The organism is Marinicauda salina, assembly GCF_003122085.1.
GTDB lineage: Bacteria > Pseudomonadota > Alphaproteobacteria > Caulobacterales > Maricaulaceae > Maricicauda_A > Maricicauda_A salina.
Window position 1 is genome coordinate 1 of the sequence record NZ_QEXV01000003.1, and the last position, 12,375, is coordinate 12,375.

The window sequence follows — 12,375 nt, forward strand, 5'->3', positions numbered from 1 at the left end:
CCCCCCGCCTCGCGGGGGGGGGGGCGGCCGGCGCCCCCCCCCCCGCCGGGCCCCAAGGCGGCCAGCCCCCTCCGTTCGTCGCTGCGCTCCGAACACCTCCCCCGCAAGCGGGGGAGGAAAACGGGCGGTGCGGCTGAGCAGTCGCGGCCTCTGGATGGCCGGACCGAGTCCGGCCATGACAGGGACAGGCTGGACCCGGAGGCTGCAGGATAGCCGGATTGCAGCGCGCCTGCGTTCCGGCCGAAGAGAACCTCACCACCCGCCGCCGAATCGGGCGCGCGGGCGCGACGCATTTTGAACGAAGGGGCCGCGGGCCGTGAACGAACTCGAACAGATCGCGAAAGCCGAGGGCGCGCTCACCGTGTGCGGGGCGCCGGAAGGATATGACGCGCTCATCTTCTGCGACGCGGTGCGCGCGCGCGGCGGAACCGCGCTTTTCATCGCCCGCGACGAGAGCCGGGCGATCGCCTTCGAAGCCGCCTGCGCCTTCTTCGCCCCGGACATCGCGCGGCTGCGCCTGCCGGCCTGGGACTGCCAGCCCTATGACCGCATCTCGCCCAGCCCGCGTACGGCCGCGCGGCGGGCCGGGGCGCTGCATCGCCTGGCCGAGCGCGATGCGGACGAGACCGCGCCGCTCATCGTCATCGCCACCGTCAACGCGGTGGTCCAGCGCTGCGCGCCACGCGAGGCGATGGCCGAAGGCGGGCTCTCCGCGAAGACGGGCGCGAGCCTCGATCTCGAGGTTTTGAAAGATCATCTCGCGCGCAACGGCTATACGCGCTCGCCGACGGTGACCGAGCGCGGCGACTACGCCATCCGCGGCGGGGTGGTCGATGTCTGGCCCGCCGACGCCGGGGAGCCCGTCCGCCTCGACTTCTTCGGCGACGTGCTGGAATCGGTGCGCGCCTTCGATCCGGAGACGCAGCGCACGACGCGCCAGCTCAGGGACGCCCTGTTTACGCCGGTGAGCGAGATCCTGATCGACGAGGACGCGATCTCGCGCTTCCGCGCGGGTTTCCTCAAGCGCTTCGGCGGCGGGGCCTCCGGCGATCCGATCTATGACAGCGTCAGCGCCGGGGCGCGGCCCGTCGGCGCCGAGCACTGGCTGCCGCTGTTCCACGAGCGCATGGACACCGTGTTCGACTATGTGGGCGAGACCGCGCTCGTCGGCCTCGATCCGCTGGTCGACGACGCGCGGACCGACCGGCTCGAGCAGATCGCCGACTATTACCAGGCGCGCAAGGACGCGCCGTCCGGAGCGACCGGAGACCTCGCCGCGCCGGCCTATCGCGCCATCGAACCCGAGGCGCTCTACCTGACCGAGGACGAGTGGGGCGCGATCCTGCAGTCGCGTCCCCGGCGGCGCTTCACCGCGTTCCAGGAGCCCGGCGAGGGCGTCGTCGACATGGGCGGCCGCCAGGGCCGGACCTTCGCCGCCGAGCGCCAGGCCGACCAGAACGTGTTCGACGCCGCCGCCTCGCACGTCTCCGCGCTGCGCAAGTCCGGCAAGCGGGTGATGCTGGCGAGCTGGAGCGAAGGCTCCGGCGAGCGCATGGCCGGCGTGCTCGCGGAGCACGGCCTTCAGCCCATCCAGTCCGCCGAGGACTGGGCGAGCGCGACCGGCCTTCCCGCGAAGACCATCGCCAACATCGTCATGCCGCTCGAGCGCGGCTTCGAGACGGAAACCCTCGCCGTCGTCTCCGAGCAGGACATTCTCGGCGACCGGCTCGCCCGGCCGCGCAAGAAGCGCAAGGCCGCCGACGTCATCGCCGAGGCCGGCGCGCTGTCGACGAACGATCTCGTCGTCCACGCCGATCACGGGCTCGCGCGCTATCGCGGGCTGAAGACGCTGACCGTCCAGGACGCGCCCCATGACTGCCTCGAGCTCGAATACGCCGGCGAAGCCAAGCTCTACCTGCCGGTGGAGAATATCGAGCTGCTCTCACGCTACGGCGCCGACGCCGAGACCGCCCAGCTCGACCGGCTCGGCGGCGCGGCCTGGCAGGCGCGCAAGGCCAAGGCCAAGAAGCGCCTGCGCGACATGGCCGACGAGCTCATCAAGATCGCCGCGGCCAGGAACGCCCGCCAAGCCGAACGGATCGATCCGCCGAGCGGGCTTTATGACGAGTTCGCCGCGCGCTTTCCCTTCGCCGAGACCGACGACCAGCTCTCGGCCATCGAGGACGTGTTCGAGGATCTCGCGAAGGGCCGGCCGATGGACCGGCTCATCTGCGGCGATGTCGGCTTCGGCAAGACCGAGGTCGCGCTGCGCGCGGCCTTCATCACGGCGATGTCGGGCAAGCAGGTCGCGGTGATCACGCCGACCACGCTGCTGGCGCGGCAGCACTACCAGAACTTCGTCGAACGCTTCCGCGGCTGGCCGGTGAAGATCCGCCAGCTCTCGCGCCTGGTGCCGTCGAAGGACGCCGCCCAGACCCGCAAGGAGATCGCCGACGGAACCTGCGAGATCGTCGTGGGCACCCACGCGCTGCTGGCCAAGCAGATCAAGTTCAAGGATCTGGGCCTCATGGTCGTCGACGAGGAGCAGCATTTCGGCGTGCGTCACAAGGAGCGCCTCAAGGCGATGCGCGCCGAGGTGCACGTGCTCACGCTCACCGCCACGCCGATCCCGCGCACGCTGCAGCTGGCGATGTCGGGCATCCGGGATCTCTCGCTGATCGCCACGCCGCCCGTCGACCGGCTGGCGGTCAGGACCTACGTCTCGCCCTTCGATCCGGTCTCGATCCGCGAGGCGCTCTTGCGCGAGCGCTATCGCGGCGGGCAGAGCTTCTTCGTCGTGCCGCGCATCTCCGATCTCGAGGAGGCCGCCGCGTTCCTGCGCGAGCAGGTCCCCGAGGTGAGCTTCGTCACCGCGCACGGACAGATGGCCGCCGGACCGCTCGAGGACATCATGACGGCCTTCTACGAGGGCCGGTACGACGTGCTGCTGTGCACCTCGATCGTGGAATCCGGCATCGACATCCCGACGGCGAACACGCTCATCGTCCACCGCGCCGACCGCTTCGGGCTGGCGCAGCTCTACCAGCTGCGCGGCCGGGTGGGGCGGTCGAAGGCGCGCGCCTACGCCTATCTCACCACGCCGGCCAACCAGAAGATCACCGAAGGCGCGGAGAAGCGGCTCAAGGTGCTGCAATCGCTGGACAGCCTGGGCGCGGGTTTCACGCTGGCCAGCCACGATCTCGATCTCAGGGGCGGCGGCAATCTGCTGGGCGAGGAGCAGTCGGGTCATATCCGCGATGTCGGCGTGGAGCTCTACCAGTCGATGCTGGAAGAGGCAGTCGCGAGCCTGCGCGGCGATGGCGGGGAGATGGAGGATCGCGACTGGTCCCCCCAGATCAACACCGGCGCGGCGGTCCTCATTCCCGAGGAGTATGTTCCTGATCTCGACGTGCGTATGGGGCTTTACCGCCGGCTTTCGAAGCTGGACACGAAGGAAGAGCGCGAAGCCTTCGCCGCCGAGCTGATCGATCGCTTCGGCCCGCTCCCCGAGGAAGCCGAAAGCCTGATGCAGATCGTCGCCATCAAGACGCTGTGCAAGACGGCCGGGATCGAGAAGCTCGACGCCGGGCCGAAAGGCGCGGTGGCGACCTTCCGCGACAACGCCTTCGCCGATCCCGCCGCGCTCGTCGAGCTGGTGACCAAGCGGCCGGCCGACTACAAGCTCCGGCCCGACAGCACGATGGTTCTGCGGGGCGAATTCCCGGACGTCGCCAGCCGGCTGAAAGGGGTTCAGCGCCTGCTCGGCCCGCTCGCCGACGCCGCGGCGCGTTCGCGCAGGGAAGCCGCCTAACCGGTCGCGCGATTCACGCCGCCGTCGCCGATCGCGGCGAAGGCGCGGCGCACGAGCGCGTCAGCGCACTCGTTGCGGTCGCGCTCGACGACGGCGCGGCGCACGTCGATCCGGAACGGCTTGAGCGGATCGCCGCTCTCGTAGGCCGTGCATTCGGCGATGGCGCTGACGCGCGCAGCGACCGTCTCGGCCTCCTCCGCGCCCGTCGCCGGCAGCGCGAGGTAGAACGCGTTGCGGTCCGCGCGCACGGCGAGATCCTCGGCGCGGACGCAATGGCGCAGCATCGAGGCGAACTGGACGAGCGCGCTGTCGGCGTGCGCGTCGTCAGCCTCGACGGGCGTCGCCGCGCGCAGCGCCACGAGCGCGAGCGATCCGTTGCGCTCTTCATTGCGCGCGATCAGCGTGTCGAGATGCCGGCGCGCGAATCCCGGTTCGAACAGGCCGGTAGACTCGTCGAGCAGGGCCGAGAGCCGGCACGTCTCGAGCGTCGCCTTGGCGCGGCGCCGGCGGCGGCGTTCCTCGGCCAGCGCCGCCACCCGCTCGCACAGCGCCTCGGGATCGGCGTCGGCGTGGAGGATATCGGACGCGCCGCGAGCGAAGGCCTCGTCGGCGGCCGGGTATAGCTCCTTGTTCGTCAGCAGCAGCGCGGGCGTATGGTAGAGCCGGGTGTTGCGCCGCATCGCCGAACAGACGGTGTGGGCGAGGTCGGGATCGGGCTCGGCGTTGACCACGACGGCGTCGAAGGCCCGTTCGTGGAGATAGTCGAAGGCGTTGAACGTCGTGAACGCCGCGATCACCTCGATGCCGGCGTTCTCCATCGCCGCATTCAGGCGCATGAAGACCGGGTCCGGCCCGCCGATATAGAGCAGGGTGGATTCTGTCCGCCCGGGACCAGTTTCGAGGCGGGTCAGCCCCGCGGCCTCGACATCGGCCACGCGGGCCTGCGCGGTGTCCTCGAGCACGTCCAGGCGCATCACGGCGCGCAGGCGGGCGGCGATCTGGATCGGATGGGCGGGATCGACGAGGCGGGCCGAGGCCGGCGTATCGTGATCGCCGACGGCGATGTGCGTGAGCCGCTCGGGCAGCTCGACAGAAGGCGCTTCCAGGGAGACCGCCGCATCGAAACGCTGGCGCTCGAGCGCGCGCTGCAGCGCTTCCCCGTTGCAGACATGCGTCGAGAAACCGAGGCCGGCGAGATCGGCCGCCATCTCCGCAGCGGCGTCGCCGGCGCCGATGATCAGCAGATCGGCGGCTCTTCCCATATCCCCCCCAGGAGCCAGGTTCGAATCATTGTGTCTTTGGAAATTCGGCGCCACAACCCATTCCTCGATAATCGTTCGCGCGCGGGACAATGCAGACGGCTGTTTCATGAAATCACACGGGCCTTTGCGCGGCGTTAAAGCCGCCGAATTCGTCGGGCTGGGACCCGCGCCTTTCGCGGCCATGCTGCTGTCGGACCTCGGCGCGGACGTAATCCGGATCGACCGGCCCGGCGCGGGCGGGGGCGGGGCGGCCGAGGTGCTCGCCCGAGGGCGCCGCTCGGCCAGCTTCGACCTCAAGCGGGCCGAAGGCGTGGAGGCCTGCCTCAGGCTGATCGAGGCCGCCGACCTGCTCATCGAAGGCTATCGCCCCGGCGTCATGGAGCGCCTCGGGCTCGGCCCCGACGTCTGCCTGAAGCGCAATCCCGCGCTCGTCTACGGGCGGATGACCGGCTGGGGCCAGCACGGCCCGCTCGCCCACGCCGCCGGCCACGACATCAACTACATCGCGCTCACCGGCGCGCTGCACGGGATCGGGCCCGCCGATCATCCCGTCCCGCCGCTCAACCTGGTGGGCGATTTCGGCGGCGGATCGCTCTATCTGGCGCTCGGCCTGCTCGCGGGCCTTCACCATGCGAAGGCGACCGGCGAGGGCCAGGTGGTCGACGCGGCCATCGTCGACGGGACCGCCTCGCTGATGAGCGCGATCCACCAGCTCGCCGCGCTCGGACTGTGGTCGAACGAGCGCGGCGCCAACCTGCTCGACGGCGGCGCGCCCTTCTACGGCTGCTACGAATGCGCCGACGGGAAGTTCGTCGCCATCGGCCCGCTCGAGAGCCAGTTCTACGCGCTCCTGCTGGACAAGCTCGGCCTCGCCGACGACCCGGCGATGGCCGAGCCCTACGACCAGGCCCGCTGGCCGGCCATGCGCGAAGCGTTCGCGCGCGCCTTCAAGACGAAGACGCGCGACGAATGGACGGAAATCCTTGAGGGAACGGATGTCTGCTTCGCGCCGGTGCTCGACGCCGACGAGGCGCGCGCCCATCCCCACATGGCCGCGCGCGATGTGTTCGCCGAAATCGACGGCGTCAGCCAGGCCGCGCCCGCGCCGCGGTTTTCGAAGACGCCCGGCGCGATCCAGGGCCCGGCGCCGAAGCCCGGCGCGGACACCGAAGACGTGCTCGCCGACTGGGGCTTCTCCGCCGCCGACATCGCCCGGCTGCGCGAGGCCGGCGCGTTCGGGTGAGGGCCCTGTGCGTTCAAGCCCGGTTCAGCCGCGGCGGGTTTTGATGCTTTTCGAACGCCCCGGCGACCCGTATGTCAGTCCCTCCAGATGCCGGCGCGTTCCGGGAGGCGTCGACGCCGCACGCGGCGTCGACGCGCTTTCGGCCCGGCGCAGACGGACCGGGCGATGACGCGGACCAAGCGGATACTGGTGCGAGTGCGGCGGGCGCGCGACCTGGTCATGGGCGTCGCGCCGATCCGCGTGACGGTGCGCGCAATCAACCGGATGATGGCGCGCGAGGTGATGCTGTTCGCCGGCGGGGCGTCCTTCTTCGCGCTGCTGGCGCTGTTTCCCGCCGTCCTCGTCGGCGTGTCGGTCTACGGCCTGCTGTTCTCCGCCGACGACGCGCTCAACCAGCTCAGCTCGCTGCAGGTCGCCGAGGTGCTGCCGCCGACCGCCTACGGCTTCCTGCAGTCGCAGCTCTCCCAGATCGCCGGCGCGCCAAGGCTGTCGCTCGGCCTGCAGAGCACGATCGCCGTCGTCATCCTGCTGTTCGCGGCGGGGCGCGGCGCCAAGGCGCTGATCGCGGGGCTGAACCAGATCGCCGGCCGCGGCGATCTCCGCAATGTCCTGCACTTCAACCTGCTGGCGATGGCGCTGGTGCTCGCCGGCGGCGGGCTGCTCGTCGCCTCGAACCTGATCATCCTCGCCGTGCCGAACCTGGTCCGGCCCGCCCTCGACTGGCTCGGCGCGGAGGGGATCGACATCCGCTTCGTCTTCAACGAGTGGACGACCGCAACCATCGCCATGATCGTCGCGCTGATGCTGCTCTATCGCTATCTCATGCAGCGCGCGGGCGAGACCTCCTGGTCGGCGTCCTTCATCTCGGCGAGCGTCGCGACGGGGCTGTGGCTGGCGATCTCCAACGGCTTCACCTTCTACGTCTCGACGATCGTGAACCCGTCGGCCTACGGATCGCTGGGCGCGCTCATCGTGTTCCTGCTGTGGATCTACTGGGCGTCCTACGCAGTCTTTTTCGGCGGCGCGCTGGCCGTGGAGATCGACAAGCTCAGGGGCGAAACCGCGCCGCCCTGATCCGCGTCGAATTTTCCCGGCGCCCCCACTGGCGTTCACTGCGACAGGCGATATAACGGCGGGCGACGCGCGCCCATTCAACGGGCGTTGAAAATCCTCAGCGAGGGAGATCGGCCTTGAAGAAAGTCTATCCCGACGCGGCGGCCGCGCTCGACGGCCTGCTCTTCGACGGCATGACCATCATGGCCGGCGGCTTCGGGCTGTGCGGCATCCCGGAGAACCTGATCATCGCGATCCGCGACAGCGGGGTGACCGATCTCACGGTGATCTCGAACAACGCCGGCGTCGACGATTTCGGCCTCGGCCTGCTGCTGCACACCCGCCAGATCAAGAAGATGGTCTCGTCCTATGTCGGCGAGAACAAGACCTTCGAGACGCAGTACCTCAACGGCGAACTCGAGCTCGAATTCAACCCGCAGGGCACGCTCGCCGAGCGCATCCGCGCGGGCGGGGCGGGCATTCCCGGCTTCTACACCAAGACCGGCGTGGGCACGCTCGTCGCCGAGGGCAAGGAGCACAAGAAGTTCGACGGCGAGACCTACATCATGGAGACCGGCCTGGTCGCCGACCTGTCCATCGTGAAGGCCTGGAAGGGCGACCCGGAGGGCAATCTCGTCTACCGGAAGACGGCGCGGAACTTCAATCCGATGATGGCCACGGCCGGCAAGACCACCGTCGCCGAGGTCGAGCATCTCGTCGAGGTCGGCGATCTCGATCCCGACTGCGTCCACACCCCGGCGATCTTCACTCAGCGCATCATCGAAGCCGATCACGAAAAGCGCATCGAGCAGCGCACGACGCGCGGCTGACGCCCGAAGCGAGGAGGACCAAAATGGCCTGGACACGCGGACAACTCGCCGAACGCGCCGCCGAGGAGCTCGAGGACGGCTTCTACGTCAATCTCGGCATCGGCATCCCGACGCTGGTGGCGAACTTCATCCCCGACGACATGGACGTCACGCTCCAGTCGGAGAACGGCATGCTCGGCATGGGCCCGTTCCCGGAGGACGAGCAGGTCGACCCCGACCTGATCAATGCGGGCAAGCAGACCATCACCGAGCTGAAGAAGACGAGCTATTTCAGCTCCGCCGACAGCTTCGCCATGATCCGCGGCGGGCATATCGACCTGTCGATCCTGGGCGCGATGGAGATCTCGGAAAAGGGCGACATCGCCAACTGGATGATCCCCGGCAAGATGGTGAAGGGCATGGGCGGGGCGATGGACCTCGTCGCCGGCGTCAAGCGCGTCGTCGCCATCATGGATCACACGAACAAGGCGGGCGAGCCCAAGCTTCTCAAGGAGTGCACGCTGCCGCTCACCGGCACGCAGGTCGTCGACCGCATCATCACCACGATGGGCGTGTTCGACGTGACCGAGGAGGGGCTGGTGCTGGTGGAGCTCGCGCCTGAGGTCACGCTCGACGAGATCACCGAGAAGACCGAGGCGAGCTTCAAGGTCGCCGAGGGCGTGGGCGCGTAAGCGCTTTCGCATACGCTTCTACCTGACAACGGGCGCTCCGGCGGAGCGCCCGTTTTCGTCTCCGCAGGTTTGTCGCCTCAATCCGTCATCGCCGGACTTGCCTGCGCCCGCGAAAGCGGGTGGTTCGGCGATCCAGTCGGACTCGGCGCCGCCATCAGGATTGGATCACCGGGACGAGCCCGGTGATGACAGGAAGCGCACAGAGAGATGTACCGGACGCGCAGCGACGGCGCGCAGGCTCCGTTATCATCCCGCCCCATCCTCACCCCCGAGGCCGAAGGCCGTCGGGGATCCAGAGACCGAAGGGCGCCGCCCGTCCTCTCTGGGTTCCCGCATTCGCGGGAATGACGAGGACAGGCGAGCCCCGCCGCCTAACCCGCCGCCGGAGGCAGCTGTCTCTGTCAGATCTCCGCGTTCACGGCAGCAAGCTGGGCGTCCTGTATGGCGCGGTAAAGCGCCTCCGAGACGCGCTCGTATTCAGCTGCCTTTTCCTCGCTCGGATAGAAATCGTTCCAACTTCCCATGCCCCCGAACACCCAAGCCATGGTCGAGGCTTCCAGCAGCGCCCGGCGCTCACTCCAAGCGAGATTCGCCTCGAACATTTCACCCTCTTGAGCGCCGCCAAGAATATCGAGCGCAGGCTGGAAGGAGTCATCGACCCAGTGCGATAGATCGAGATCAGGCTCTGACCGGGCATAGGCGATAATGTCGACAAGCGCTTCGCGGAGAGCGACCGCGGCCGTATCCAGATTTGCCGGGCCATAGTCAGCCGGGCATTCAGTTACGGGGTCGAACCGCCAAACGGCCTGGCGCAAAATGATCTCCTCGTGCGAAGCGCCGGGAAAGTGGTCGAGGCGCGATGACCAGTAGGTCACGTCTTCCGGACTGTGCATCTCGGCCGCCCACTCGGCGCCGCCTCCTGCAAAGCCCTCCAGCATCCGTAGCTGGCCGCTGAGACCGTCGGCTTCACAGTATCCGAAGCGGACAAGCTTCACCTCCTGCACACCATCGTCGCGAAGATACTGGACCCAGCCTTCGAGATCGTCGGCGAGCATGACAGCATGGCCGCGCCAGAGTTGTGGCTCAGCCGCTTCCAGATAGACTGTCGTCTCGATGTGCCTGGAGGCGCCGGGATACTCAGGAGGCGGCGCGGCATCCCAGTTCAACACCGCCTGAACTGCGAGGATCAGTCTTACGAGCTCAGACTCCATGCGCCCCTCCAACTCTTGGTTGGTACATGCTGAACTTTCTCGATGAAAACGCATGAAAGCAAGGTGCGTGGATCACCGGGCTCGTCCCCGCGATCCAGAGATCGGGCCTGACTCGATGACCGGATCACGTCCGGCCATGACGGACTCGCCCTTGAATCGCAGCACACGGGCGCGCCCAGCTCCCACGTGACAAAGATCGTCATCCCCGAGGCCGAAGGCCGTCGGGGATCCAGAGACCGAAGGGCGCCGGCCGTCCTCTCTGGATCCCCGCATTCGCGGGAATAACGAGGGGAGGTCGGTTCGCCGCCTAACCCGCCGCGGCGCGCGGCGGCTCGTCGGCGGCCAGCTCCTCGACGAAGGCGGCCACGGCGCGCTCGAGCGGTTCGCCCTTCGCGTCCTTTTGCGCCAGCGAGAAGCTCGCCTCGACGGGCCGGCCGATCAGCGTCGCGACGGTCTCCTCGGCCTTGTCGAGCGACGGATCGCCGGCGAACGTCACCAGCAGCACGACGCGTCCGGGCAGGTGCGGCTTGCTCTTGAGCCAGGCCTGAAGGGGCAAAGCGGGCCGGCCCGCCCACACCGGCGCGGCGATCACGACGCGCTCGTAGGGCGCATAGTCGAGGTGCGGCGGATGGATCGGCGCGCACGGCCTGCGGCGGCCGGCGTCCATCACCGCCTTGATCAGGCGGAGAACGCCCGGCCGGTAGGCCTCGCAACGGATCTCGGCGGTGTCGGCCCGGATGGCCCGCGCGAGCGCTTCGACGACGCGTTTCGTCGTGCCGGTGCGCGAATAGTAGACGATCAGGGTCTTCATGGCCGCACGCTCCGCGTGGGGAATTGCCCCATCCTACGCCTGCGGCCGGGCGCGTGACAGAACCCCTCGTAGAATCGCTAGGGCGCGCGCCTCAACAGTAAGGGACGTTGACCGCGAGACCCCCGGTCGAGGTCTCCTTGTACTTGTCGGACATGTCCTTGGCGGTCTGCCACATCGTCTCGATCACCTGGTCGAGGCGGACCTTGTATTCGGCCGATCCGATCATTGCGAGGCGGGCCGCATTGATCGCCTTGATCGCGCCGATGGCGTTGCGTTCGATGCAGGGGATCTGGACCAGGCCGCCGACGGGATCGCAGGTGAGCCCGAGATTGTGCTCCATGCCGATCTCGGCGGCGTTCTCGATCTGGCGGTTGGAGCCGCCGAGCGCGGCGGCGAGCCCGCCCGCGGCCATCGAACACGCCACGCCGACCTCGCCCTGGCAGCCGGCCTCGGCGCCGGAGATCGAGGCGTTGAGCTTGTAGAGCGCGCCGATCGCCGAGGCGGTCAGGAAGAAACGCGCCATGGCGTCGTGATCGTCGGTCTTGCGGTGGTGGCGATCGAAATACCGCGCCACCGCGGGGATGATGCCCGCCGCGCCGTTGGTCGGCGCGGTGACCACCTTGCCGCCCGCGGCGTTCTCCTCGTTGACCGCCATCGCCCAGAGATTGACCCACTCCATGGCGGCGAGCGGATCGCTCTCGGCCTTCGAAGCGTCCTCCATCAGCCGGCGGCGCATGCCCGGGGCGCGGCGCCTGACCTCGAGCCCGCCGGGCAGGATCCCGTCGACGCGCGTGCCGCGCTCGATGCAGTCCTCCATCGCCGCGGCGATCCCGGCGATGCGGCCGCGGACCTCGTCCTCCGAACGGAAAGCCGTCTCGTTGGCCATCATGACCTCGGGGATGGTCAGGCCCTCGCGGTCGCAGATCGCCAGCAGCTCGTCGCAGGTGTCGAAGGGATAGGGCTCGCCGGTCAGCGCCTCGGCGGCCGAATTGCGCCCGGCCTCGGCCTCGTCGATGACGAAGCCGCCGCCGATCGAGTACCAGATTTCCTCGCGCAGCACTTCACCTTCCTCATCGAACACGCGGAATTTCATGGCGTTCGAATGGAAGGGCAGGCGGGTTTCGCCCTTGAACAGCAAATCCTGCTCGCGGTCGAAGGCGATCTCGCGCCCGCCGAGCAGCCGGATCGTCTTCTCCGCGCCGATGCGCTCGATCATGCCGGGCAGGGCGTCGGGATCGGCGTCTTCCGGCGCGACGCCCTCCAGCCCCCACAGGATCGCCTTGTCGGTGGCGTGGCCCGAGCCTGTCAGCGCCAGCGAGCCGTAGGCCTCGGCCTGCACGCGGGCGACGCGGTCGAGCGCGCCGTCAGCCTCGACGCGCTCGAGAAATATCCGCGCGGCCTTCATCGGCCCCACCGTGTGGGAGCTCGACGGCCCGACGCCGATCTTGAACAGGTCGAAGACGCCGAAATGCATGAGGCGGCC

At 68.8% G+C, this 12,375-nt stretch carries 9 protein-coding genes; 5 read left to right on the forward strand and 4 right to left on the reverse strand.

The window, feature by feature from the left end; all coding sequences use genetic code 11:
* The first annotated feature begins 316 nt into the window (after positions 1 to 316).
* On the forward strand, positions 317 to 3,811 hold the full coding sequence (gene mfd, locus DDZ18_RS05545) for a transcription-repair coupling factor (protein WP_109252394.1): 3,495 nt from the start codon (positions 317 to 319) through the stop codon (positions 3,809 to 3,811).
* Here the strand turns inward: mfd and DDZ18_RS05550 are convergent.
* On the reverse strand, positions 3,808 to 5,073 hold the full coding sequence (locus tag DDZ18_RS05550; RefSeq protein WP_109252395.1) for a diguanylate cyclase domain-containing protein: 1,266 nt from the start codon (positions 5,071 to 5,073) through the stop codon (positions 3,808 to 3,810). The genes mfd and DDZ18_RS05550 overlap by 4 nt on opposite strands.
* A 106-nt stretch (positions 5,074 to 5,179) precedes the next feature.
* Here DDZ18_RS05550 and DDZ18_RS05555 point away from each other — a divergent pair, with 106 nt between their 5' ends.
* From DDZ18_RS05555 to DDZ18_RS05570, 4 genes are all read left to right on the forward strand, one after another.
* Positions 5,180 to 6,316, forward strand: a complete 1,137-nt coding sequence (locus DDZ18_RS05555; RefSeq protein WP_109252396.1) for a CaiB/BaiF CoA transferase family protein — start codon at positions 5,180 to 5,182, stop codon at positions 6,314 to 6,316.
* Between the two features lie 165 nt (positions 6,317 to 6,481).
* Positions 6,482 to 7,390 carry a YihY/virulence factor BrkB family protein gene (locus DDZ18_RS05560; RefSeq protein ID WP_109252397.1) on the forward strand — a complete coding sequence of 303 codons (909 nt, stop codon included), beginning with the start codon at positions 6,482 to 6,484 and terminating at the stop codon, positions 7,388 to 7,390.
* A 116-nt stretch (positions 7,391 to 7,506) separates the two neighbouring features.
* Positions 7,507 to 8,199 (forward strand): CoA transferase subunit A, encoded by a 693-nt coding sequence (locus tag DDZ18_RS05565; protein WP_109252398.1) that lies wholly within the window; start codon positions 7,507 to 7,509, stop codon positions 8,197 to 8,199.
* 23 nt (positions 8,200 to 8,222) lie between these two features.
* Positions 8,223 to 8,870: a CoA transferase subunit B gene (locus DDZ18_RS05570; RefSeq protein ID WP_109252399.1), complete on the forward strand. Its 648-nt coding sequence runs from the start codon at positions 8,223 to 8,225 to the stop codon at positions 8,868 to 8,870.
* A 401-nt stretch (positions 8,871 to 9,271) separates the two neighbouring features.
* Here DDZ18_RS05570 and DDZ18_RS14085 read toward each other — a convergent pair whose 3' ends face one another.
* The 3 genes from DDZ18_RS14085 to DDZ18_RS05585 form a co-directional block, all read right to left on the reverse strand.
* A complete protein-coding gene (locus tag DDZ18_RS14085; protein ID WP_233245722.1) occupies positions 9,272 to 10,081 on the reverse strand; it encodes a hypothetical protein in 810 nt (269 codons plus the stop codon).
* Between the two features lie 307 nt (positions 10,082 to 10,388).
* The gene (locus DDZ18_RS05580) at positions 10,389 to 10,892 is read right to left on the reverse strand and encodes a flavodoxin family protein (RefSeq protein ID WP_109252400.1); all 504 of its coding nucleotides are present in this window, start codon (positions 10,890 to 10,892) and stop codon (positions 10,389 to 10,391) included.
* Between the two features lie 91 nt (positions 10,893 to 10,983).
* Complete coding sequence (locus tag DDZ18_RS05585; protein ID WP_109252401.1) at positions 10,984 to 12,366, reverse strand: L-serine ammonia-lyase; 1,383 nt, start codon at positions 12,364 to 12,366, stop codon at positions 10,984 to 10,986.
* Positions 12,367 to 12,375: the final 9 nt, after the last annotated feature.